Below are 23,493 nucleotides of genomic sequence, written 5' to 3' on the forward strand. Positions count from 1 at the left end.
AAAATATTCAATTAAGCCTGATACAATAAGCTTAATTGCATTTCTCATAACTTAACAGTAACAGCGTGGTTGTCGTATTTTTTGTCCATAGCTAATATTTAGTTATACAGAGGGCAATTCTTAATTTCTATCATGAATAAAGAAATTTATCCGATATTTTGACAATTTTAGAGATTTTTTCCAATGTTTTTCCAATAAATTTTCAGTTAAAAATACTAAGAAAAATGCGCACATATGCAAAAACTAGAGGGTGTTTACGTCCTCTAGTTTTTAATACCATTCTATTTTAATTATGAATCTTTTTAAATTCTTAATCTTCTACAGGGATTTGTAAAGTGAAATGAATCTTATTATCCATAGTCTTCACAGACAACTTCATTCGCAAACGTTCTGCCAGTTTTTGGGCAATGGATAAACCTAAACCACTAGATCCGCTAGTTCTACTTTCATCTGCTCTATATAATCGTTCAAACAGTCTCTCTTCATCAATTGCGGAAAGGTTTTCTGCTTCGTTTTCAAAATGAAAACTTATATATCCTTCTTTCTTTTCAGAATAGACAGAAAAACTTCCTACTCCATGTTGAAAGGCATTTTTAATTAGATTCCCGATAATTCGTTTCAAATCATTTTGACTCGTATGAATATAAATAGGAGTTTCTTCTATATGAATATCAATGGAGTCAAAGATTTTATCTAATTCTTCATAATACAGAGCTAATTGTTCCTGTAAAACAAGGACTGGATTTACACGTTGTAATGAAACACTATATTCTTTGGAGTCAAGAAGAGAAAGCATATAAAAGTCTTCTACTAGACTGTTTAACGTTCTCGTTCGTTCTTCAATAATCCCTAGATAATTCTCCTCGTTTAAAGTAAAAGCGTCTTTCTTAACGATTTGAATATAGCCAAGCATAGAAGTCAGTGGTGTTCTAAAGTCATGGGAAATAGATGATACCATTCGCTTATTTTCTTCGATCATTTTCTCATACTGAAAAGAGATCTCATTTAACTTTTTAACAAGTCTATTGACTTCTATTATCAACTCATCATGACTTTTACTTTGACCTGAAATAGAAAGCGCAGAGTTCGATTTTCCTTCAATAATCTTCTTCAAGTGTGTTGTTGTTCGTTTATTTTGTTTTTTCTGAATCATTTCTTTAAAAATAAACAGTCCATTAAAAAGTAGACTGCTTATTAATATCCCAATAAAAATTTCCAGCATTCCCATCTTTTGCACCCCTATTTCCCTAACTTAAAAAAATGTAGATTACACTACATACTCTCAATCTATCTAAAGTATCCTATACATTTTTACATATGTCTAGTTAAGAAAGAGCATCATATTTAATATCTACTTTTTTAAGTATGAAAATAACGATTGGAAGCAAAAACAAAATATATAGTAACCCTATACCCCAGGTTGCAAGCAAAATAGTGTATGAGAACCCGTTTTCTATATAATTCGGAATAGTTAACATCTGTGATACTTCAAAAAGACGGTAAGATAAGGTATACGATTTCACTAATTGTAAATCTAATCTGCTCAAAGTAGAGAATCTATCTAGTATTTCAATAATAGCGCTCGAATAAACAAACAGTAAAGCAAAAATACTAACTAAAGCACTTTGGGTACTATACAAGATAACTTGAACTAGTAAGGAGAAAGCTATAATGCCAAAATATAGTGTGATTACACCATATAAAATATGTTCAAAAAAGTGTACATGAAAAGGCGCTCCATTATGAATCAAAGCAAGTATGCCATAGAGACTAAAGAAAAAAACAGTTCCTAATATAAGAATGCCTGTAACAAATAGAACCATAACGATAAGTTTAGAAAAAACATAGGTTGACCTTTCTATTCCCACACTTAAAATATTTGATAGATTATTTGAAGAAAAATCATCAATATAAACAGTATAAAAAGTAAAAATACCAATAATAAGAGTACTGAAACGCGCGACAATATCTAAAGTATGCCTAAAAAGTGGCTCACTAATTGTTTCCCCAACGTTGGGTGTGACTATAAACAATTGTAGGAATGTAAATCCACCAAATAAAAGCGATAACACAATATACATCGATTTTTTGTGAAGTATGCGCTGGATATCTGCACGAACCAAGTTAATCATCCTTATTCACACCTCTTAACTTCACTAATTCCAAGTAATATTCCTCTAAAGTACTACTTTGATTAACTAATTTATAGATTGTCAGTCCTCCGGCAATTAACTGATCATTTAATTCATCCACACCTCGAGTGTAGTGTGATAAAACAATCTCTTTATCTCCATTTATTCTGTAGTCTTCAACATGCAAATGTTGTTCAAGTATATAAGTAGCCTCTTCAAGACGATCAACTTTAATAATCGTTCGATTTTCAGTTTTATTCCTTAAATCTTCCCGATCAATTTCTTCAAGAAGTAGTCCGTCATGCATAAATCCATAACGTGTTGCTATTAGGTCTAGTTCTCCTAAAATATGTGAAGAGATAATAAACGTTACATGTTGTTCTTTATTTAATCGTTGGATGTACTCTCTAAAATCAGCTATGCCTTGAGGATCAAGCCCATTAATTGGTTCATCAAGAACAACAATATCTGGTGATCCTAAAAGAGCTACAGCTATACTTAATCTTGTCTTCATTCCCATAGAATAGGAGCGAAATACTTTCGTTTCCTGATCTAAGTCAACAAGTTTTAGAACCCTGTCCACTTCGTTCCTATCAGCAATTCCTTTTAATTGCCTAAAATATTCTACATTTTGATGAGCAGTTAAATAGGGATAAAAGGATGAGTTCATCATAAATCCCATATGTTGTCGAGATTCATTTACTTTTTTAGGTTCTGTTTCTCCATAAATGCTTAGTTCACCAGAAGTAGGTTTCGCAAGTCCCATCATCATACGCATAATAGTGGTTTTTCCTGCACCATTTTTTCCTATTAATGCATAAATTTCTCCATGACGAACGTGGATAGAAACATCTTTTATTGCATATTCTTTTCCATATTTCTTATTCAATTGATTTGTTTCTAATATATTTTGTAACACGCTTAGTCACTTCCTTGATAACTTTCAAGTGCCAACTTAAATCCAACTCCCCAAACAGTTTGAATAATCTCCTCATCTGAATAATCTGTTAATTTCGATCGTAAACGAGACATATGCACAGATATAGTATTATCATCTCCAATATAGGGTTCTTGCCATACACTTTCATAAAGATTAGCCTTTGTATAGACTTTCTTGGGATGGAGCAGGAACAGCTTTAACATTTCATACTCTTTTTGAGTTAAATTCACGACTTCATTGTGTATAGTTACTTGTCGTCTCTCTTCATTCATTTTAATTGGTCCTACTTGAATGATTGAAGTACCTACTGAATGAACAGTCTTTCTTAGTTGGGCTTCTACTCTTGCCAATACTTCAACTGTATTGAATGGTTTTGCGATGTAATCATTTGCTCCAAGTTTAAATACATCAGCCAGTACATCTATTTCTGACTTAGCTGTAATTACAATAATAGGTACCTCAGAGATTTTACGAAATTCTTTAATAAATTCTTCCCCTGGAAGCCCTGGAAGCATTAAATCCAATAATATCAAATCATAGGAGTCTCCCACTACTAATCTTTTTGCTTCAGTACCAGAGTAAGCTTGAGTGATATGAACTTTTTTATTCTTGCTGAGTAAATCTAATAAGAGATTATTAATATGTTGATCATCTTCCACTATTAGTACCTTTTTCATTAAAGATCCCTCGATTTTCCCTTGTTTTTATTACTTAAAGCTTACCATATTACTGATGACTGAAATACATTTCTTTTATCTTTTCATCAAACTCTACGACTTCTTGATCCAGAATAATATAGACATCATTACAAAGCATTTCGATATCTTCATGATTGTGACTCGTTAATAGAATCGTCTTTCCTTCTGTTTGCAATTCTTTAATCACCTGCCGGATATTAACCACTGATTTTGCATCTAAAGCATTAAATGGTTCATCTAAAATAATAATATCCTGATTTTCCATAATGGCTTGAGCAATTCCAAGTTTCTTTTTCATTCCTGAAGAATAATCTTTTACTTTCGTTTTATCTTCTGGATCTAACCCTACACGTTTCAAGGTATCCCTTATTTTTTCATCATCAATAATTTGGTTAATCTCTGCTAGGTATTTTAAGTTTTTAAATCCCGAGTATGGAGCAATATATCCTGGATCATTTATCAAAGCTCCTGTGTTTGAAGGAAAATCGACATCTCTTCCAATCCGTTTTCCTCGTACAATCACTTCCCCCGTATCTGGCTCAATTAACCCTACAATCATTTTATATAAAACTGACTTCCCACTTCCATTCTCTCCAACTAAACCAATCGTCGATCCTTCATTCACTGTAATGTTTACATCTTTCATTAGTGTTCTTTTCTTAAATCTTTTTGATACTCCGTTGACTTCAATAATTTGACTCATTTTTATATTCTCCCTCTTTCATATTTCATATCTATTATTTGAATAATTTCTTACTCCCTAACATAGAAATATACGTTAGTAAGATTGCAATGTATAAAATCAATAAGAAACTTGATTGATAAAATGACAAACCAATTTGTGCACCGAAACCTGTGTTTCTTCCAATAGCTGCCATACTAAAGGGACTAAATCTCATCACTGAAAAAGGAAATCCAGTAATAATATATCCAAATAGAATAACGATAAAACTAGTTGTTGTTGACTTCGTTAGGCAATACAGACTAAAAAGAAATAAAAATCCAGTTATTATTTCTAAAACAAGTAAAACAAAACTTTCTAAATATAAATTTACTGCCATTATTCCAAGTCCATTAGGTGATAGTCCAGTGCCTTCAATCAAAGAAAAGATTTCAGCATTAAACCCTACTCCTACTATGAAAGACAGTAGAAAAGATACAAGCACATATCCAATTAAGAAAATAACAATTGCTCTAATGACTGAGTAAATCCATTTCTTTTTATCTCTTAGACGGATTAATAAAATTGAGCTTGCATCAGATAATCGATCTTCTAAATATACTCCCACAAAATAAAATGGAATAAGCATATATAAACTATAAAATACCAAGCTCATTAGACTAGGCTCTTCTAAAGAAGTCCCATAAAATTGTGTAAGGATTAAGTCTCCTACATGTCCAACTTGTAATCCTTCCGTAGTAAACACTCCCTGTAAGGCATACAGAAGTAACCAGCTAATTAAAATAACTATTCGATTTTTTGATAATAAGCTTTGTAAATTCCAGTAGGTTAACGAACCAGTTAGTGGGGTTAACCTCTCTTTTTTTCTTTTCACTTTTAACTCTCTTACGTTCTTTCTAAATTTATACTTTTCTATACTTAGCAAAAATAAGATAAGACCTAGTGTAATTAAAAGATAAAAATACCAACCATACCCAAATAAATATCCTTGATGAAAAATTAAATAACGATTTAATAGAAAAAAGTTAAGTGCTGTTGGGACTTCCATTCGAGTACTGACAGTAACTCCTACATAAAGACAACCTAAAAGTAGAACCAGTAACTTTTCTTTTAAAAATTTCTTCAAAATTAAGAATAACGTAATCAACGTTGTACATCCCATAACCATATAACTAGAAGCTCCTATAATTCCAGATAAGGGTGTAGAAAATGTTTCTTTAAAGAAATAGAGTTGGCTTTGTGAATCTTGAGCGACTATGGAAAACTCATTCTGAAAAGGAAGACCTAGCGCAAGTAGAAGCAAGAGAACTAAATGAATGGCTACAACGACTAGAGAGATTAAAAACCCTGCTAGAATTAATTGCCAAACATATTTCCATCTTTTTCCAAACCTTAAAAGAGCAATCTCTGTTTCTTCTTTAAAAGTGAAAAATACAAATACCCAAAAAGGGAGCAGAAACCCAAATGATAGATAATAAATTTCCGTCATCCCATGAAGTACAAATTCAGAATATGTTATTGCTGTATTTGCATAAAGCGATCGTTCATATCCCATAAAAAGAAGAAGTAAAAAAATCATTGCTAAAATTTTTGGAGTGAAAAACTGATACATTTTCTCTCTAATAACAATACTATTCATTTTTCATTCCCTTTCTTATACATCATATATGGTTTCTTTCTTTATTTTGGCAAAATAAATCCAAATAGTTACTATCAACAATACAATCCAAACTGGGGATATCAAATATTTTGGAATAGAAACTGCTTGGCTTGTTAAACCGCTTTGAAAGAAACTATATGATAGCGATAGATCCGATCGACCCACAACAGCTGTAATAAAATTCTCAAGTTGAACAATTACAAATGGGGATATCAATACAACAAATAGATTTTTAATATAAGCTGCTAGCAGAAATCCTAAACTATTCACAACAATTGCTAAAACAGATCGCCATAGACTTACCACTATTCCATAGATTAACGGGTGATTTAAAGTATAATATCCTCCAAATCCACTCAATTGTGATGCTTCAGCTTGTTCTAATAATGTTGAATCCGTAGTTGCTACATCTGGAAATAAATAAAGAGCAATGAATAAACCAAGAAAAGAAATTAGAAAAATAATGAATGCGGCTGAACCACTTGAGACTAACCATTTTGCTATCAGATACTTTTTCTTTGGAATTCTGGTTTGCATGTAGCGTATATAGTGATACTTTCGTTCGTAAACTAATTGCCAAATAATTGGAATTGTAGCAAATAAAGGGAAGACAACAGTAAATAAATCTCCCGTATTCATCCATAAATCCATATTATTTGCGTAGACATAGCCTTCTCTTAAAAAAAATAAAGTACTCACTGCAAAAATTATTCCTACTATTAATCCAATCAAATATATGGGTTGTATTTTTTTAAATTCTAATTTTATTAAATATGACATTTTATCATTTCCCTTCTTTATACTTTCTAATCTCATCATAACGAGCAAACCTTTCTAAAGTCTGTCTTATTTCTTACAAAAGTCTTAACTCTTTTTTTTATTAGTAAATATATTTAAAAAGTTCAATACTTAGGTATCTCAATGCAACAATTTAATGTTTCCAGTTGAGTTAATGTATAGAAAAGGAATTCACTATATTCCACCTTCTATACCTTGACTCTTTTTTTCGTTATGACTCTTAGCTCATAAATTATTTCTAATAATTCCAACAAATTCCACTTGCCATCCCTTCTATTAAGTGAAAGAAGATCAGGTTATTTTATTGAAAAAGAAAGAAAATGATTCAAAAAAAGTGATAGAAATGCAACAAATTCATCTTTCAATCGGTTCTATTGTTTGAAGAGGGAAGTTATTTTCTTAGTAAGAATCTACTCAAAATAAACTTTTATAAGGAAAAACGCTACAAATCCCCATTCCCAATTGGGACTAAGTATGAAGGGGCGCTTCTCTCTATCACTCAATAATATTATTTTATAAAACAACTTAAATTCCAGAATTTATTACGTAGTCGCAACAAATCCCCCTTCTCAGTTGGGCTATTGTATGAAGGAAGGATACTCTTCAAGGAAACCAATTCTCCTTAAAATAAATACTTTGAAGTTAAACCGCTACATTCCTCACTTTTCAATCGAGACTAAGTGGATGAAGGGGCACTACTTTCATAAAGAAAAGTTTTCTTAACTTTCTATTATTGATATGCAACATTTCCACTCCACCTGTCGAGAGATAGAGTGAGGGAACATCTTTTTGATTACTTTATGAATTTTTCCTATCTATGAAACAAATTGACGTTACCTCGGTATGTATTGTTTAGAAAAGGGAAATGACATCTTTATGAGGATAAATTAAAAATTCAAAGAGAATGACTCTGAAAACGCGATTTTTCGGGTGTTTCAGTCGGGCTATTGTATGAAGGGGATCGTTTTCCTTGAGTTGAAATAGAAGAAGGAGAAAGAGTCAATTCCTTTATTCATAGCTATTTCTTTCACTATTTATCCTCAAGGGAGAATAGAAAGAAAAGTGAACAAGCTAAGTCTAACGAAAGATTCCCCTTTTTAAACCACAAAGAATGGAGTGATAACAATGGTGACAACTTCCCAGCAGTCTGGAAGCACAGGCGGCGGGCGGAGCGTAAGCCAGCCAAAGCTTCCAGAGCTGCTGGCTGGTGTGGCGTTAGCCACGCCAGCTGATTTACCCCACACCATCTAACAGTGGGGTAAAAAACAACTGGAAACAGACAATATTTCGTCAGGTAGACTTGATACCACAGCGTTTAACGTACCTGTCAACTTTTTCGCATGAGTTGACTACTAAATTTCAGGAGGAATGTACAATGACAACGAAACAATGGCATGAGAATTTGAAGGAAAAACGAATTGCTTATGGACTCTCTCAAAAGAAATTGGCTCAAGCTTCTACGATCTCTCGTCAATATTACAATCAAATTGAAACAGGAAAAAGAGTTCCTTCGGACGAACGAAAACAAATGATTGAACAAGCCTTAGAACGTTTCAATCCAGAAAGCCCGTTAGACATGATGATTGATTATGTCCGTTTAAGGTTTCCAACAACGGATGTAAAAGAAGTTATTCAGAAGACTTTACGACTGAAAATAAAATACTTCTTACATCAGGATTTTGGTTATTATGGCTACTCCGAGCATTTTGTCTTAGGAGATATTATGGTGCTTGTTTCTCATGAGGAAGACAAAGGCGTACTTTTAGAATTAAAAGGTCGGGGAACACGCCAATTTGAAGGCTACCTTGACGCACAAGGAAGAGATTGGTATGAATTTTTCATGGATTGTTTGATACAAAAAGCGGTCATCAAACGATTGGACTTAGCGATCAATGATAAAGTCGGTTTATTAAATATTCCAACTCTCACAAAGAAATGTGCGGATGAAGAATGTATTTCTGTCTTTCGGAGTTTTAAGAGCTACCGTAGTGGAGAATTAACCAGACGTGATGAAAAGATAGGCATGGGTCATACGTTATATATTGGTTCCTTACGTTCGGATATTTATCTGTGTTTGTATCAGAAGAACTATGAAGAATATGCAAAAAAGAATATTCCCCTATCCGATACGGAGACAAAGAATCGGTTTGAAATTCGACTAAAGAATGAACGTGCCTTGTATGCGTTAAAAGATTTACTCAGGCATGAAAATCCTGAACGAACCGCCTTTAAAATTATTAATCGTTATCTTCGTTTTTGCGATAAAGAAAAAGGAAAACCTCGCTCCGAATGGAAACTCAATGATGACTGGAAGTTATTCATTGGCGAAAACAGACAAGCCATGAGGCTTACCACAAAGCCTGAACCTTATACGTTCGATCGAACACTTCGCTGGCTCGCCCATCAAGTTGCCCCTTCGTTAAAAATTGCCACTAAATTAGATGAACTTCACAACACCTCTCATATTAAAGACATGATTTCCAAAGCCAAACTAAAAGATAAGCATATTACCCTTCTTAAGCAACAATCCGTCTCTATAGACGAGATTATTCTTTAATTTACCCTCTTATTTCCCTCTCAAAAACTTCTACAAAGGATTGACCTCATATGACAAACACTTCTCTCTTACTCGCCAAAATGGCCCAACATGGCTATAACAAAACCCAACTCGCCGATAAAGTCGGTATTCACCGTCACACCTTCTCAAACAAAATGAATAACCAGTCTCATTTTACCGTTGAAGAAGTAGTTGATTTAGCAGAAACATTGGAACTTACTGCGACAGAAATTGATATCATCTTCTTTGACAACCAACTGGCAAAGATCAATCAAACGGTACTCTCTAAGCGCCCTGATTATACTTCTCTATAAACTATTCTCCCTATTCGAATCCCACAGAAAGATGTGCTACAATAAGGGCGCATATTGTAGCGCGTTTTTCTTTCAGAAGGACGTGTTAAAAATGGCTTCATTTACAAAAACCAAACATGGCTGGGGTGTACGCATTAGTGCAAAGAACCCTCGCTGGTACAAAGGAAGTGACGAACCACGCTATCTCAGAGATAGCAAACAACCGTTTCAAACCAAAGCAGAGGCAAGAGAATGGGCAGACAACCGAAAGAAAGAATTAGAAAATGGAATAAGCGAGTTTACAGACTTATCGGTGCCAGATTACTTTGAGAAATGGTTTCTCACATTTAAAAAAGGGAAACATTCTGAAAATACTGACCTTGCATATGAACATGCGATTGATAAGTTTAGAGATCATCTGTCTCATGTAAAAATGAACGAGTTAACTCAAATTATTTATCAAACTTTTATGAATGAATTAGAAGCAAAAGGACTTGCTAAAAATTCGATAATCAACTATCATAAATGCTTTGCGGTATGTTTAAAACAAGCTCTGTATGATGAAGTAATTCCAAAAGATCCGACATTCAACATAAAAATTGGCGGGGTTCCTCCTAAAGATGAAAAAGAGAAGTACCTTGAAGTAAATGAATTAAAACAACTGGAAAACTTCTTTTTGAATCACTTTGAAGATATGTTTGCACGAGTACTCTTTGTTCAAGGACGTACAGGCTTACGTATTGGGGAAGTTTTAGGCATTACACATGACCGTATTGACTTCAAGAACCACACTTTACGAGTGGATCGGCAATGGGATCATCGGGCACTTAAATTTGCCCCTACGAAAAACAGAAAAAATCGAACCATTGATTTAGCTCCTTCAACCGTCCGCTTCTTAAAACAATGTATCGCTGATAACCGTAGATATGAGTTAACGATAGGAAAACGGGGTGAAGTGGGATTCTTGTTCCCTAGTCGAAAACTTCATTTAACTCGTCCCGTTAGCTATAAAACGGTACGGACAAAGTTAAAAAACTATCTCAAGGAAACTTTTGGAGAAGAAAAAGAGATTGATATAGCTACTCATGCTTTTCGACATACCTATGGAAGCTCCCTCTTACTTGCAGGAGCAGATGTAGTTTATGTAGCAGATCAATTAGGAGATACGGTTGAAATTGTAGAAAAGACCTACTTACACCTGCTTGAAGATATTCGCAAGCGGAATGTAAAAATTCTACATGAACAACATGGGTGAGTTGCCAATATTTTGCCAATTTCAAACTAGAAATGCTGGTTTTATAGGAAATCCTACTATCAAGTCTATAGTGCGGATGTTTCGTAATTTTTTCTTCGATATCCATCATGTCTCCACGTACGATACATGTCATCACGCGTCCCTTCTTCGTATGATGTACGACATTTAACGCTTTGAAGAACGATTCATCTGGCATCTCTTTAAATGCAATTTGAACCTTGCTGTGTTCGCCTTTCATATCGCTCATTTCTTTATAGAATAAAAGTGCTCCATGATGAATAATCGATACAGAATCACAAATATCTTCCATCTCACGCAAGTTATGACTCGATGCAATGATTGTCATGCCATGTGCAGCGATATCCTGCATCATGATGCTTTTCACTTGTGAACGAATGATTGGATCAAGTCCGTCAAACGGTTCATCTAAAATCATCACATCAGGACGTGCTGAAAATGCAAGAATAAATGCAGCTTGACGCTTCATCCCTTTAGATACTTGATTAAGTGATTTTTTTTCGTTGAAGTTAAAGTGTTCTTTCAATTTGTTGTAGCGCGATTGAGACCATTTTGGGTATATATTCTCATAGAATTCAGCCATTTGAGCGAGTGATGCATTTCTAAAAAAGTAGGGTATATCAGCAAGAAAAATCACTCGATTTTTAATGTCAGATTGTTCATATACTGAATTCGGATTATCCTCATATTTAATCGAACCGCTATCGAGCTGATAAATCCCGATCATCGACTTCAACAGTGTCGTCTTCCCGGCACCATTCGAGCCAAGAACACCGTGAATCGTGCCACTATCAATTGTCATCGAAACATTTTTTAGCGCTTGCTGGTGTCCAAAAAATTTATTTACACCATCAATTGTGATTTTCATTTGTATCACCACTTTCTTTCGCATTTAAGTTTTCTACTGCATCCATCCACTCAATTAACTCCGCTTTGGAAACATTAAGCAGTGACAACTCCGTGAAAATACGTATCAATTCAGTTTTTAATTGTGCAATTTTGTCATTGTTAATCGTCTCTTTCATATCGTTTACAAAGCTACCTTTCCCAGGGAGTGAATAGACATAGCCTTCTGATTCAAGCGCCCTGTATGCTTTTTGAATAGTATTTGGATTGACCGTTAATTCACCAGCGAGCACGCGCACAGATGGTAATTGATCACCAGGTTGCAACACTTCTTGTGCCATGAGCAACTTAATGCGATTGATCAACTGCTCATAGATGGGTGTTCGACTTTTCATATCGATCTGTATCACATCGTTTCCCTCCTTATAACACTGTACTATCTGTAATAACTAAGATAATACAGTTAATGCGGTTGAGTGTCAATAAAAATAGAATGGAATAAAAAAGCACACGACAACTGTCGTGTGCGTACAAAACATTATTTTGTTTTTTAATCTGTCTACTTGACAGTGAGCAGTTTATCCCTAGGCGTCAAGTGTGCTTTATAATTTGGACCAGACTTATGTCCGTATTTAAAAATCATACTAAAGTATTGAATTATTGAGCGTTCTCTTTCTGTCCGTCCAACCATCTATAAATCGGTTTTAAATTTACATAACCATCTTGTACCACTTCGTCATTCATTGTCACTAACGGATAAAATAACTCATCATCGTTAATCTGTTCAATCAGTGAATCATCGTGATCTGATAGGTTTTCTGCATTGTCTAAGTCAATGTATGAAAATCTGAAATCAGTATCCGTATATTTTTTTGGAAGTAGGGCTTCTAGCCATTCATAGGTATCCTTCGATCCGGGAGCGTTCACACAGCTGGCACAGATAACATCGCGACCATAAATTTTTACTGCTACACGCATGTAATCCAACCTCTCTTTTATTAGATTTTTTTATCAATGTCTATTATAATATAAATTATAGAATTTTACTGTTTGAAAGAACTGGAGTGAAGACAATGACAGTAGAGCAACAAGATTCAATGTTCGAACAAGTTGATGAGGTCATTGAGAAGTTACGTCCATTCTTACTGCGTGATGGTGGGGATTGCGAGCTTGTTGATGTCGAAGAAGGTGTAGTCAAACTTAGATTACTTGGTGCTTGTGGAACATGCCCAAGCTCAACGATAACGCTTAAAGCAGGTATTGAGCGTGCGTTATTAGAAGAAGTACCTGGGTTTGTAGAGATAGAGCAAGTATTCTAAAGCGACCCCAGTGGTCGCTTTTCATTTTACAGGAGGGAATGACATGTATCATATCGTTGAGTTCTGTTCATCTAATATGCTAAAGGGTTCACAAAACGTATATGATACACTTCAGAAAGACCCTGAACTCGATGTCGTCGATTATGGCTGTCTCAGTAACTGTGGCATCTGTAGTAAAATGTTTTTTGCATACGTGAACGGAAAGACTGTAAGTGGTAAAACACCTGAGCAACTGCTCGAACGCATATACAAGCAGATCGAAAAGGAAGACGAAAAAAGCAAGTTAGATCGCTATCAATTTTAAAACTGGTGAGGTGAAACATAATGAGTGTGATTACATTAACTGAAAGTGCAGCATATGAAGTTAAAGATATGTTAGAAAAAAACAATCTGGGTCATGGTTTCTTACGTTTCAAAGTTCAAGGTGGCGGTTGCACGGGATTAACTTATGGTATGTCTGCAGATGAAGAATCAACAGACAAAGATGAAATATTAGAATTTTACGGCATTAGAGTACTCGTTGATCGCTACGATATCCCTGTCATTGAAGGTACAGTTGTCGATTTTAAACAGTCTTTAATGGGTGGCGGATTTACGATTGAAAATCCAAATGCTATCGCATCATGTGGATGTGGGACTTCATTTAAGACGAAGAAGAATGCAGGTACACCTGGAGATTGTTAGAAATTAAGAAAACAGCTTGATATACCTACAAAAGATAAGTAAAATTGATAATGATATATTATGTAAAAGAAACGGGGAAAAGGTGACTAATATGAGTTTCGAAAGAACTAAAGTACTAGTGCTTGGCGCTGGTTATGCAGGTATTCAAACTGTAGCAAAAATTCAGCAAAAACTTTCAAGACATACGCTAGACGTAACGTTAATCAACAAACATGAATTCCACTATGAATCAACATGGTTACATGAAGTAGCGGCGGGTGCCATTGAATGGCATCATGCAACATACTCAATCAATCACATCGTTGATACTTTAAAAACAAATTTTGTTCAAGCAACTGTAACAGCAATTGATAAGGAAGCAAAAAAGGTCCAAACAACGGCTGGTGAGTTTGACTACGATATTTTAGTCGTTGCACTTGGCTTCGAAAGTGAATCATTTGGTATTCAAGGTATGGACGAACATGCACACACGATTGTATCACCAGAAACTGCCATTGCAGTTTGGGAAGAGATCAATAAAAACTTCAATCGCTATTTAGAATCTGGAGATAACAATGATCTATCAATTGTTGTTGGCGGTGGCGGGTTCACAGGGTTTGAATTCCTTGGTGAACTTTCAAATACGATTCCTGAGCTATGTAAAGAACTCGGCATCGATCGTAATAAAGTGAAAATTACAGCAATTGAAGCGATGCCTAAAGTATTGCCGATGTTCCCAGATCATTTAGCAGATTATGCGAAAAACTTCTTAAAAGATAACCAAATTGAATTAATGACAGGCACTGCAATTACTGCAGCAAACGATCAGGGTTTAATGGTTAAAGTTGGTGAAGAAGAGAAACTAATCGCGGGTGCTACACGTGTTTGGACAGCGGGCGTACGTGGTAATCAGTTGATGGAGAAATCATTTGAAGGCGTTAAACGCGGGCGTATTATCGTTAAGCCTGACCTATCAATTGAAGGCCATCCAGAAATTTTTGTTATCGGCGACTGTGCTGCAGCGATGAACGGTGAGGGTGAAGGTGCTAGACCATATCCAACGACAGCGCAAATTGCAATGCAGATGGGTGAATTAACAGCGACAAACATCGGTCATATTATTAAGGGAGTTAAAACAGAGCCATTTAACTTCATTGACCGCGGCACAGTGTGTTCTTTAGGTAGCCATGATGGTATTGGTATTGCACTCGGTCGTGAAGTGACTGGTAGACGCGCTGCGATGATGAAACGCATCATTGATACTCGCGCAATTTTCAAAGTCGGCGGACCGATACTCGCACTTTCAAGAGGTAAACTTTTAAATATTTAATTTTAAGCGATGGGTATAAAATATTTTTATACCCATTTTTTATTACGGAGGTTCATGTAAATAATGATTGAACTTGTACAGTTATTCATATCTATGGTCTTATTTTTAGTACTCTTCTTTGGGATCTCATTCATCTTGAACATGGTGCTGAAATTGACATGGGTAATGGTATTTATCTATCCGATTATCGTACTGTTTTTTATAAACACTGTACCACTCGGTGATTTTATCTCAAGTCCTGGTGCATCATTCGGTTCACTTTGGGATAATATTACAAGCATGTTGCTCGCAGATTATTTGCTGTTCGGTAGTGGACTCGTCGGTGTAATTATCGCCGGTGCAGCAATACGTTACTTAAGAAAAGCAGGATATACAATGTTTTAAATTATAGGAGGAATCACTTTGAATTTTACATATTTGAACAAGTATGAAATGACAGAAGGACCTGTAGTTATTGCACTGCCTAGCCATTTAAACCAACTCGATAACTTTGAGGAAGTCGATGCATTGCTCGGTGGTAGTTTAGAAGCAATGGTAAAAGAAAAAATATTAACGACGAAGCGTGGATCGATTTCATCGACTGGTGCAACGATTCAAACAGAATACAAAAAAGTGATTACAGTTGGTTTAGGTAATAAGAACGAACTGGGATATAAAGAAATGATCAGTGTATTTGCACACTTATTTAAACATTTAAGAAAAGAAAAAATTGATACTGCGCAAGTGTTACTCGATAGTTTTAGTTACGACAATGGTAATTTAGGTGAAGTACTTCCTGTTGCACTTTATATGGCTGTACATGAATTTGATTCATATAAATCAGATAAAAAACCGTACTATATTGATCAGTTAAACTTAACATTAACAAGCGCGCAAGATCTTGAGTCAGATATTGAAAGATATAAATATCTAGGTGAAGGGATTGCGCGTGCACGTGATTATAGTGAGACTCCGCCGAATCTTTTATATCCAGAAAACTTTGCTGAGCAAATCAATGCGGAGTTTAAAGATGTTGCGAATGTAACGGTTGAAGTAAAAGACGATAAAGTGCTTGAAGATGAAGGTTATGGATTAATCATGGCTGTGGGTAAAGCGTCGGTTCGTAAACCGAGATTGGTGACTTTAGAATACAAGCCTGAAAATCCTAAAAATGAATCACCGATTGCGCTTGTTGGTAAAGGGATTACGTACGATACAGGTGGTTACTCAATAAAAACTAAAAATGGTATGCCTGAAATGAAACGTGACATGAGTGGGGCAGCGAACGTTGTCGGTATGTTCCATGCAATTAGCAAGATGGAATTACCGGTTCACGTGGTAGCGGTGTTAGCACTCGCTGAAAACATGATCGATGGCAATGGTATGCGTCCAGATGATGTGTATACAGCACTGAGCGGTCATTCTGTAGAAATTAAAAATACTGATGCTGAAGGTCGTCTCGTGCTTGCAGATGCTGTGTTCCATGCAGCGCAATACACACCAGAGGTTATCATGGACTTTGCAACGTTAACAGGTGCAGTCGTTATGGCACTGAGCGGAGACAGAACAGGCGTATGGACGAACCAACCACGCACGTTTATAGAAGATGTGCTTGCAGTGTCAGATACAGTTGGGGAAGAGATGTGGCAGTTACCAATTTCGGAAATCGAAGAAGATAAAGTTAAAAAATCTGAGATCGCAGATATTACGAACCATTATCCAGCGCCAGGTGCGGCATCATTTGCAGCATGCTTCATTAAACAATTCGTCGATAGTAAGCCGTGGATTCACTTTGATATTGCAGGTACAGCTTCAACGGGTACAGGTTCTGAACTAGGTCCAAAAGGTGCGACGGGAACGCCAATTCGTACGATTGTTAAATATTTGGAGCAATACAAATAATGGATATCAATACGGGCCTTATTGAGTTCTTTGGAATTGAGGAAGTCAGTCGAGGTGAAGATACGCTCGTCATGAAGATGCCGGTTACTGAGCGCATTAAACAACCGGTCGGATTTGTTCATGGTGGGGCATATGTCGCACTTGCTGAAACTGTGGCGAGCTTAGGAGCATTTTATTCGATTGATTTAGATAAGTATTTAGCATTTGGCCAAGAGATTAATGCAAACCATGTGAGAGCAACGCGAGAAGGTGTGCTGTATGCATATGGCAAAACAATGCACAAAGGACGCACATCACAAGTTTGGATTGTCGATATTAAAAATGAACAAGGTCAACTGGTCTGTACTTCAAGATGTACAGTTGCAATCACAGAAAAACGATAAAAAAGAGTCAAACGATGAATTATTCATCGTTTGACTTTTTTAATGCCTGATATGAAGGTGCTGTATATTCTACTTCTTCAATACCTGATTCATCACGTTTAAGCTCATTTAAGATGGTTAACCGGTAAGGTTCGACATCCGAGTGGAAAGCACTACGTGAGACGACATGTGCAGCAACAGGTGCTGTTACAAATATAAATAGTATTGCTAAGAACAATTTTGCATCGATTAAGTTATCCATATACCAAAAATAGAAAAATGTACCGAGCATCATCATCATGACGCCGAGTGTTGAACTTTTTGACGCAGCATGTAATCTAGAGTAAACATCTGGTAATCGGACGACACCAACAGCTGCTACGACAGTGAAAAAGGTACCGCCAAGAATTAAAAATGAAATTAGACTAATCATCAGAATCTCTATCATTTTCAATCACCAAACCTTTCTCTAAGTATTTTGCGAATCCAATCGTAGCAATAAAAGCAAGAATTCCAATTAAGAGTATGACAACAGTTAAATACTGTGAATGAATCATCATCGAAATCAGTGCGATAAAACCCATTAAAAGTACACCAAGCGCATCTAGACTTAATACACGATCGTGAAGTGTCGGACCGACAACAATGCGGTACATCATGCCGAGCATAGCAAATGACAATACGAGAATGCTAAAGATTAAAACAACATCCAATACGGACTGTGCATTCATGATAACTTCACCTCTTCAATCACAGCTTCAAAATTCTTTTTAATTTTTTCAATTTCTGTATCTGCTTCTTCTAAATCCAAAGCGTGAACATACATCGTGCGTTGATCGTCACTGATTGCAACGATTACTGTTCCAGGTGTCAGTGTAATTAATGCCGAAAGCAGTGAGATTTCCCAATCAGCCTCTAAATCTGTAGGATATGCAAAGAATCCTGGGTGAATATCAATTTTAGGACTCAGCACGATACGCAAGACACTGAAGTTTGATTTGATGAGCTCGACTAAGAAAATTATTATTAATTTTAGAATTGCGTACACGCGTTTCATATAGAATCGACCGGGTAAAAAGCGTCGCATAATAAACACGACAACGATACCTAATGTGTATCCAACAAAGAAACCTGTCACCGTGAAGTTTGAGTTCATAAACATCCAAAGAAGTGCTAAAACGACGTTAATTAAAATTTGAACTGGCAATTATTGCACCTCCAGTAAATAACTTGAATACGATGCAGGGTCATAGAATGATTGGGCAGCCATTTCAAAGAGAGGATACAAGAAGTCTGCACTTAGCCCAAAGACGACTGCAATGACGACTAAACTGATTGCACTAAACATCATCTTATCCATCTTAACGTCTTTCAAACGATCGAAGTCCATATCTTCACCCCAGAAGACATTCATAAATACACGCATGATCGAGTAAAGGACGACTAGACTTGATAGCAACACAACGATTGCCGCGATGAACATCTGATTATCAAGTGCTGATTCTACGATAAACAACTTCCCATAGAAACCAGATAACGGCGGTACACCAGCGAGTGATAAACCGGCGATGAAAAATGTCCAACCGAGTACAGGATGTACTTTTATCAGTCCGCCAAGACGCTCAGAATTTGTCTCACCGGTACGGAAGATAATGACACCGATCAGTAAGAATAATGCCGCTTTGATTAACATATCGTGAATTAAGTAATACATCGCACCGATTGAACCAGCAGCATCCATAATCGCAAATCCAACTAAGATGACACCTACTGCGATGATAATGTTATAGATGATAACTTTCTTCATATCTAAGTATGCGAGTGCACCGATACAACCTGAAATAATCGTGAGCACTGCGAGGACTAAAATAATCGTTGACGTAAATTCAACATTATCGACAAAGAATAAGCTGAATGTACGAGCGATTGCGTATATACCAACCTTTGTTAACAATGCACCAAATAGCGCGAGTATTGGAACTGGTGGTGCCGCATAAGAGTTTGGTAGCCAAGAGTAAAGTGGGAACATACCAGCCTTTGTTGCAAAGACGAGTAAGAATACGATAGCGACGATTGTTAATCCTGTCGTATCGCCTTCATATGATGCGATCTTCATCTGCATGTCCGCCATGTTTAATGTTCCAGTGACCGAATAGAGATAGGCAAGACCTAAGACGAAGAAGTTCGACGACACTAAATTGATAAGTACATATTTAAATCCTTCGGGTAACTGGAGCTTCTCTCCACCTAAAGTGATTAATATGTAAGATGAAAGTAAAAATACTTCAAAGAATACGAACATATTAAATATATCGCCTGTTAAGAATGCACCATTTATACCTGTGAGCATAACCATGACCATCGCATAGAAGTAATATTTTTCACGAGGTTCACCAATTGATTGGAATGAGAACACCGTGATAAAGAAGACGATGATCGATGTCGTTAAAACGAGAATTGCAGCAACCATATCGATTACGACTGTAATACCGAACGGCGGTTCCCACCCACCAATATATGTCACATACATCCCGTTCTGATAGACGAAAAAGACTTGGTATGCCGAAACAATGATTAGTATGAGTCCACCAATTGCTGCGATGGCACGATGCTTAACCGGTCGTTTCCCGACCAACAGCATAATCACTGCCATGAAAAATGGCAACATAATAGGAATTAGGGGTAATATATTAGTCAGCATACGGGTCCCCCTTCATCTTCTCGATATCATTCGTACCGAGTTCTTTATAAATTCTAAGTGCCAACACTAAGATTATCGCTGTTAAGGCAAAGGCAATAACGATGGCCGTTAGAATCAATGCTTGTGGTAAAGGATCTGCATAAGCTTCTACATTCTCATCGAGAACGGGTACTGCACCACGTTTTAATTCACCCATCGTGAGAAACATCAGATGCACACCATGAGAAAAGATTGCTGTACCGAATATTATGCGTATGAGGTTTTTAGATAACATTAAGTACGCCGCTGCACCCATGAGTATTCCAGCAAGAATAATTGTAATAAGTTCCATCAGGCCTTCTCCTCCGCAACTAACGTAATAATGAGTAAACAAGCACCCATTACTGTTAAGAATACACCGATATCAAAAAGTACTGCTGTATGAAGTGAAAGTTCTTGTAAAATTGGCACTTCAACATATGTGAATTGGTGTTGGAAAAACGGTGTACCAAATAGAAACGATAGCGTTGGTACAACCCCTGCAAATACAAGTCCAAGTGTAATCATGAAGCGATAGTCTATCGGCATCATCTTATGCACCGTTTTACGGTCAAATGCAATGAGCAGCAAGACGACTGCGGATGCACCGAGTAGTCCACCAACGAATCCTCCACCTGGTGTATAGTGACCAGCGAAGAATAAGTTAAAGGCAAACATGACGATTAGAAAGAAAATTACTTTAGAAGCAAACTGTAAAAACACATCGTTCATCTGCCGACTAACTTTTTTATAACCGGCTCTCATCAATGTGCTCTTCATGATCATCACCTTCTTTCTTCGTATTAAGTCTAAGTCTCATCATGCTGTATACTCCAAGTCCAGCAATGGCGAATACAAGTGTTTCGAACAATGTATCAAATCCACGGAAGTCAACGAGAATTACGTTTACCATGTTTCCACCGGCAGCGAGGTCGTAAACGTTGTCGATATGGAATTGACTGATTGGATCAAACAATCGATTTGAATATGCGGAATAACCAATGATGATTGCCGTAAGTGCAACACCAACTGAAATGATTAAGTGTGGAATATTTAGTTTCACACTGTATTTATATGATTCTTTATCTGGCAACTTACTGAAAACGAGTAAAAAGATCGTCGTCGTTACTGTTTCGATAGCCAACTGTGTTAACCCGAGATCTGCGGAACGGAACATGACAAACAAGAGTGCCATAGAGAAACCGATAGATCCAAGTAAAATGAGAGCGACCATACGTGATTTCACGACCAATATTCCCGCAAGTGCAATGAGGATAATTGTGACAACTATCATTTCTTGTAATGTAATTGGTGAAGCAGTTCTAATATCGATTGCCATGCCGTTCACGATAAATGTATAAATGCTGACAATGACAAAGAATCCAAGTACGTATGCCAAGTAATGCGAGACATTGCCGTTTACAAACTTGTCATTTAACTGCTTAGATGAAATTCGGCTGTACACCAACCCACGGTCGTATAAGTAATTGAGCGTGAAATGTTCCTTGTGATATTCATAAATAAACATCCAGTGGTGTCTTGTCATGTAAAGCAGCGTACCTGAAACGATAATAAACACGGTTAACCATAAAGCCGGCGAGTCAAATCCATGCCAATGATAGATTTGAGTGTCGAGTGCAGTCGTTGTTCCGAGAATACCCATCGCTGCAGGATCAATAATTGTTTGTGACAGTATGTTCGGGAACAATCCAAAAACAATTACAAGTAGAGAGAGAATCAACGGAGACGCTAACATTAACCAAGGTGCTTCATGTGGTGTTTTCGGCGTATCTTCAGTTTCTTTACCTAAGAACACTTCTTTAAATAATATGACTGAGTAAATGAAAGTAAATATACTTCCGAATACTGCGAGTATTGGGAAGAGAATGCTGACATCACTTAAGAATGAAAAGTCTGCGTGACGAATATTGACCATCACTTCTAAGAACATCTCTTTCGATAAAAACCCGTTGAACGGTGGTAAACCAGCCATCGATGCTGCTGTTATTGCAGTCATTGTCCCGGTAATCGGCATAATTGTCATTAAACCACCGAGTCTCTTCAAGCTTCTTGTACCTGATTCATGATCGATGATACCGACCAACATGAACAATGCACCTTTGAATGTCGCGTGGTTAATCAAGTGGAAAACTGCAGCGACTATTGCTACGGTAAATAGCTCTTCCGCAGCACCTGTATGTACACCTAATGCGCCGAGACCGAGGAGTGACATAATCAGTCCGAGTTGTGAAACCGTAGAGAATGCGAGCATTGCTTTTAAGTCATCTTGTTTGACCGCATTGAACGATGCCCAAGCAAGTGTAATCAATCCGGTAAGTAAAATGAGCCACACCCAAAGTTCACTGAAAGCAAAGATTGGTGTGAATCGAGCAACAAGATAAAGCCCAGCTTTAACCATTGTTGCAGAGTGTAAATACGCGCTGACTGGCGTCGGTGCTTCCATCGCATCTGGCAACCAGATGTAGAATGGGAATTGCGCTGATTTAGTAAATGCGCCGAGTAAAATTAAGACGATTGCAATTGGTGCCAATTCACTCGCTTGAATTAGATCGACCTGTGCAATCATTTCTCGAATACTAAATGATCCTGTGATCAAATAGAGTGACAGGAAACCCCCGAGCATTAAAAATCCGCCGCCCATCGTGATGAGCATTGATTTTGTCGCACCGTATAATGAACGTTCACGGTTATACCAAAAAGCAATCAATAGGAAACTAGAAATCGATGTCAGTTCCCAGAATAAGTATAGGCCCAGTACATTATCATTTAAAACGACACCGAGCATGGCCGTCATAAAGATTAATAGATAGATATAAAAACTGGTTAAATCTTCTCGATGTGATAAGTACCCAATAGAGTAAAGTACGACTAGCGCGCCGATACCAGAAATTAAAATGGCAAACAGCAAGCCAAGACCATCTACATAAACATCAAAGTTTAAACCGATATTCGGCATGACGTTCATCGAATGATAGAGCACATCGTGGCGATTGACGTCCGGGATTAAAGTAAGGAAATAAATTACAATAAGCAATGGAACAGGTAGGACGAGCCAACCAGTATGTATTCTTTTTGAATATTTTTTTGATAGTCCAACGATAACTGCCGCTATGATGGGTAACAATATGGCTAAATGTATAAGTGTCACATGAGTCCCTCCTTTGTGATTAAGTAAAAATAGTAATATAGTATGATTATACATTAGATATGAAGGTAAATAAATGACATAAAAGATTTTTCCCCATCTTAAACTATGATAAAATATAAATTATCAACATTCACACAATATGCCTTGTCGTCATAAAATGTTCATATTTTT

The 23,493-nt window shown here is 36.5% G+C and carries 25 protein-coding genes and 2 pseudogenes; 10 read left to right on the forward strand and 17 right to left on the reverse strand.

Annotated elements, in window-relative coordinates; all coding sequences use genetic code 11:
- Positions 1–310 precede the first annotated feature (310 nt).
- From BMW30_RS06115 to BMW30_RS06145, 7 genes are all read right to left on the reverse strand, one after another.
- Positions 311–1,228 carry a sensor histidine kinase gene (locus BMW30_RS06115; RefSeq protein WP_091474904.1) on the reverse strand — a complete coding sequence of 306 codons (918 nt, stop codon included), beginning with the start codon at positions 1,226–1,228 and terminating at the stop codon, positions 311–313.
- Between the two features lie 97 nt (positions 1,229–1,325).
- On the reverse strand, positions 1,326–2,123 hold the full coding sequence (locus BMW30_RS06120) for a hypothetical protein (protein WP_143248999.1): 798 nt from the start codon (positions 2,121–2,123) through the stop codon (positions 1,326–1,328).
- Between the two features lies 1 nt (position 2,124).
- On the reverse strand, positions 2,125–3,051 hold the full coding sequence (locus tag BMW30_RS06125; RefSeq protein ID WP_091474907.1) for an ABC transporter ATP-binding protein: 927 nt from the start codon (positions 3,049–3,051) through the stop codon (positions 2,125–2,127).
- 2 nt (positions 3,052–3,053) lie between these two features.
- Complete coding sequence (locus tag BMW30_RS06130; protein WP_091474909.1) at positions 3,054–3,749, reverse strand: response regulator transcription factor; 696 nt, start codon at positions 3,747–3,749, stop codon at positions 3,054–3,056.
- A gap of 49 nt (positions 3,750–3,798) precedes the next feature.
- On the reverse strand, positions 3,799–4,473 hold the full coding sequence (locus tag BMW30_RS06135) for an ABC transporter ATP-binding protein (RefSeq protein ID WP_091474910.1): 675 nt from the start codon (positions 4,471–4,473) through the stop codon (positions 3,799–3,801).
- 34 nt (positions 4,474–4,507) lie between these two features.
- Positions 4,508–6,091, reverse strand: a complete 1,584-nt coding sequence (locus tag BMW30_RS06140; RefSeq protein ID WP_091474912.1) for a hypothetical protein — start codon at positions 6,089–6,091, stop codon at positions 4,508–4,510.
- Between the two features lie 15 nt (positions 6,092–6,106).
- Entirely contained in the window at positions 6,107–6,931 is an 825-nt protein-coding gene (locus BMW30_RS06145; protein ID WP_091474914.1) for a hypothetical protein, read from the reverse strand.
- Positions 6,932–8,285: 1,354 nt separating this feature from the next.
- Here BMW30_RS06145 and mobT point away from each other — a divergent pair.
- The 3 genes from mobT to BMW30_RS06160 all read left to right on the forward strand — a co-directional run bounded on the left by mobT (position 8,286) and on the right by BMW30_RS06160 (position 11,015).
- A complete protein-coding gene (mobT, locus tag BMW30_RS06150) occupies positions 8,286–9,467 on the forward strand; it encodes a MobT family relaxase (RefSeq protein ID WP_091474915.1) in 1,182 nt (393 codons plus the stop codon).
- Between the two features lie 50 nt (positions 9,468–9,517).
- Positions 9,518–9,781, forward strand: coding sequence for a helix-turn-helix domain-containing protein (locus tag BMW30_RS06155; protein ID WP_091474917.1), 264 nt, complete (start codon positions 9,518–9,520; stop codon positions 9,779–9,781).
- 91 nt (positions 9,782–9,872) lie between these two features.
- Positions 9,873–11,015, forward strand: a complete 1,143-nt coding sequence (locus tag BMW30_RS06160) for a tyrosine-type recombinase/integrase (RefSeq protein ID WP_180366234.1) — start codon at positions 9,873–9,875, stop codon at positions 11,013–11,015.
- Between the two features lie 319 nt (positions 11,016–11,334).
- Here BMW30_RS06160 and BMW30_RS10745 read toward each other — a convergent pair.
- The 3 genes and pseudogenes from BMW30_RS10745 to BMW30_RS06175 all read right to left on the reverse strand — a co-directional run.
- Positions 11,335–11,925: pseudogene (locus BMW30_RS10745) on the reverse strand (ATP-binding cassette domain-containing protein); the annotation flags it as partial.
- Positions 11,885–12,289, reverse strand: a complete 405-nt coding sequence (locus BMW30_RS06170; protein WP_091474923.1) for a GntR family transcriptional regulator — start codon at positions 12,287–12,289, stop codon at positions 11,885–11,887. The pseudogene BMW30_RS10745 and the gene BMW30_RS06170, both read right to left, overlap by 41 nt.
- Before the next feature lie 247 nt (positions 12,290–12,536).
- A complete protein-coding gene (locus BMW30_RS06175) occupies positions 12,537–12,857 on the reverse strand; it encodes a YuzD family protein (RefSeq protein ID WP_091474925.1) in 321 nt (106 codons plus the stop codon).
- A gap of 119 nt (positions 12,858–12,976) precedes the next feature.
- Between BMW30_RS06175 and BMW30_RS06180 the strand changes: the two are divergent.
- The 7 genes and pseudogenes from BMW30_RS06180 to BMW30_RS06210 form a co-directional block, all read left to right on the forward strand.
- Positions 12,977–13,198: pseudogene (locus tag BMW30_RS06180) on the forward strand (NifU family protein); the annotation flags it as partial.
- A 43-nt stretch (positions 13,199–13,241) separates the two neighbouring features.
- Positions 13,242–13,502 (forward strand): YuzB family protein, encoded by a 261-nt coding sequence (locus BMW30_RS06185; RefSeq protein WP_091474927.1) that lies wholly within the window; start codon positions 13,242–13,244, stop codon positions 13,500–13,502.
- A gap of 20 nt (positions 13,503–13,522) precedes the next feature.
- Positions 13,523–13,882, forward strand: coding sequence for a HesB/IscA family protein (locus tag BMW30_RS06190; RefSeq protein WP_091474929.1), 360 nt, complete (start codon positions 13,523–13,525; stop codon positions 13,880–13,882).
- 91 nt (positions 13,883–13,973) lie between these two features.
- Positions 13,974–15,191, forward strand: a complete 1,218-nt coding sequence (locus tag BMW30_RS06195; RefSeq protein WP_091474931.1) for an NAD(P)/FAD-dependent oxidoreductase — start codon at positions 13,974–13,976, stop codon at positions 15,189–15,191.
- A 63-nt stretch (positions 15,192–15,254) separates the two neighbouring features.
- Positions 15,255–15,575, forward strand: coding sequence for a YuiB family protein (locus BMW30_RS06200; RefSeq protein ID WP_091474934.1), 321 nt, complete (start codon positions 15,255–15,257; stop codon positions 15,573–15,575).
- Positions 15,576–15,593: 18 nt separating this feature from the next.
- Positions 15,594–17,072: a leucyl aminopeptidase gene (locus tag BMW30_RS06205; RefSeq protein WP_245705641.1), complete on the forward strand. Its 1,479-nt coding sequence runs from the start codon at positions 15,594–15,596 to the stop codon at positions 17,070–17,072.
- On the forward strand, positions 17,072–17,455 hold the full coding sequence (locus BMW30_RS06210; RefSeq protein ID WP_180366236.1) for a hotdog fold thioesterase: 384 nt from the start codon (positions 17,072–17,074) through the stop codon (positions 17,453–17,455). The genes BMW30_RS06205 and BMW30_RS06210 overlap by 1 nt, the downstream gene beginning before the upstream one ends.
- Positions 17,456–17,474: 19 nt before the next feature.
- On the opposite strand, the gene mnhG is transcribed toward BMW30_RS06210, so the two are convergent.
- The 7 genes from mnhG to BMW30_RS06245 are packed head-to-tail and all read right to left on the reverse strand — an operon-like array spanning position 17,475 to position 23,322.
- Positions 17,475–17,882, reverse strand: a complete 408-nt coding sequence (gene mnhG, locus BMW30_RS06215) for a monovalent cation/H(+) antiporter subunit G (RefSeq protein WP_091474936.1) — start codon at positions 17,880–17,882, stop codon at positions 17,475–17,477.
- Positions 17,860–18,165 (reverse strand): Na(+)/H(+) antiporter subunit F1, encoded by a 306-nt coding sequence (locus BMW30_RS06220; protein WP_091474939.1) that lies wholly within the window; start codon positions 18,163–18,165, stop codon positions 17,860–17,862. Before BMW30_RS06220 ends, mnhG begins: the two co-directional genes overlap by 23 nt.
- On the reverse strand, positions 18,162–18,641 hold the full coding sequence (locus tag BMW30_RS06225; protein WP_091474941.1) for a Na+/H+ antiporter subunit E: 480 nt from the start codon (positions 18,639–18,641) through the stop codon (positions 18,162–18,164). The genes BMW30_RS06220 and BMW30_RS06225 overlap by 4 nt, the downstream gene beginning before the upstream one ends.
- Positions 18,642–20,135, reverse strand: a complete 1,494-nt coding sequence (locus tag BMW30_RS06230) for a Na+/H+ antiporter subunit D (RefSeq protein ID WP_091474943.1) — start codon at positions 20,133–20,135, stop codon at positions 18,642–18,644.
- Positions 20,125–20,466 (reverse strand): Na(+)/H(+) antiporter subunit C, encoded by a 342-nt coding sequence (locus BMW30_RS06235; RefSeq protein ID WP_091474945.1) that lies wholly within the window; start codon positions 20,464–20,466, stop codon positions 20,125–20,127. The genes BMW30_RS06230 and BMW30_RS06235 overlap by 11 nt, the downstream gene beginning before the upstream one ends.
- Positions 20,466–20,933, reverse strand: coding sequence for a Na(+)/H(+) antiporter subunit B (locus tag BMW30_RS06240; RefSeq protein ID WP_091474947.1), 468 nt, complete (start codon positions 20,931–20,933; stop codon positions 20,466–20,468). The genes BMW30_RS06235 and BMW30_RS06240 overlap by 1 nt, the downstream gene beginning before the upstream one ends.
- Positions 20,902–23,322, reverse strand: a complete 2,421-nt coding sequence (locus BMW30_RS06245) for a Na+/H+ antiporter subunit A (RefSeq protein ID WP_091474949.1) — start codon at positions 23,320–23,322, stop codon at positions 20,902–20,904. The genes BMW30_RS06240 and BMW30_RS06245 overlap by 32 nt, the downstream gene beginning before the upstream one ends.
- Positions 23,323–23,493 lie beyond the last annotated feature (171 nt).

The sequence above is a fragment of the Aliicoccus persicus genome, assembly GCF_900110815.1.
In the GTDB taxonomy this organism is placed as follows: domain Bacteria; phylum Bacillota; class Bacilli; order Staphylococcales; family Salinicoccaceae; genus Aliicoccus; species Aliicoccus persicus.

What these genes read in the sequence shown, in the direction of transcription:
- BMW30_RS06240 (WP_091474947.1), bottom strand. Translation starts at nt 20,933, where the DNA reads ATGAAGAGCACATTGATGAGAGCCGGTTATAAAAAAGTTAGTCGGCAG.
- BMW30_RS06135 (WP_091474910.1), bottom strand. Translation starts at nt 4,473, where the DNA reads ATGAGTCAAATTATTGAAGTCAACGGAGTATCAAAAAGATTTAAGAAA.
- BMW30_RS06175 (WP_091474925.1), bottom strand. Translation starts at nt 12,857, where the DNA reads ATGCGTGTAGCAGTAAAAATTTATGGTCGCGATGTTATCTGTGCCAGC.
- BMW30_RS06195 (WP_091474931.1), top strand. Translation starts at nt 13,974, where the DNA reads ATGAGTTTCGAAAGAACTAAAGTACTAGTGCTTGGCGCTGGTTATGCA.
- BMW30_RS06230 (WP_091474943.1), bottom strand. Translation starts at nt 20,135, where the DNA reads ATGCTGACTAATATATTACCCCTAATTCCTATTATGTTGCCATTTTTC.
- BMW30_RS06160 (WP_180366234.1), top strand. Translation starts at nt 9,873, where the DNA reads ATGGCTTCATTTACAAAAACCAAACATGGCTGGGGTGTACGCATTAGT.
- BMW30_RS06155 (WP_091474917.1), top strand. Translation starts at nt 9,518, where the DNA reads ATGACAAACACTTCTCTCTTACTCGCCAAAATGGCCCAACATGGCTAT.
- BMW30_RS06145 (WP_091474914.1), bottom strand. Translation starts at nt 6,931, where the DNA reads ATGATGAGATTAGAAAGTATAAAGAAGGGAAATGATAAAATGTCATAT.
- BMW30_RS06185 (WP_091474927.1), top strand. Translation starts at nt 13,242, where the DNA reads ATGTATCATATCGTTGAGTTCTGTTCATCTAATATGCTAAAGGGTTCA.
- BMW30_RS06115 (WP_091474904.1), bottom strand. Translation starts at nt 1,228, where the DNA reads ATGGGAATGCTGGAAATTTTTATTGGGATATTAATAAGCAGTCTACTT.
- BMW30_RS06140 (WP_091474912.1), bottom strand. Translation starts at nt 6,091, where the DNA reads ATGAATAGTATTGTTATTAGAGAGAAAATGTATCAGTTTTTCACTCCA.
- mnhG (WP_091474936.1), bottom strand. Translation starts at nt 17,882, where the DNA reads ATGATAGAGATTCTGATGATTAGTCTAATTTCATTTTTAATTCTTGGC.
- mobT (WP_091474915.1), top strand. Translation starts at nt 8,286, where the DNA reads ATGACAACGAAACAATGGCATGAGAATTTGAAGGAAAAACGAATTGCT.
- BMW30_RS06210 (WP_180366236.1), top strand. Translation starts at nt 17,072, where the DNA reads ATGGATATCAATACGGGCCTTATTGAGTTCTTTGGAATTGAGGAAGTC.
- BMW30_RS06190 (WP_091474929.1), top strand. Translation starts at nt 13,523, where the DNA reads ATGAGTGTGATTACATTAACTGAAAGTGCAGCATATGAAGTTAAAGAT.
- BMW30_RS06200 (WP_091474934.1), top strand. Translation starts at nt 15,255, where the DNA reads ATGATTGAACTTGTACAGTTATTCATATCTATGGTCTTATTTTTAGTA.
- BMW30_RS06235 (WP_091474945.1), bottom strand. Translation starts at nt 20,466, where the DNA reads ATGGAACTTATTACAATTATTCTTGCTGGAATACTCATGGGTGCAGCG.
- BMW30_RS06220 (WP_091474939.1), bottom strand. Translation starts at nt 18,165, where the DNA reads ATGAATGCACAGTCCGTATTGGATGTTGTTTTAATCTTTAGCATTCTC.
- BMW30_RS06130 (WP_091474909.1), bottom strand. Translation starts at nt 3,749, where the DNA reads ATGAAAAAGGTACTAATAGTGGAAGATGATCAACATATTAATAATCTC.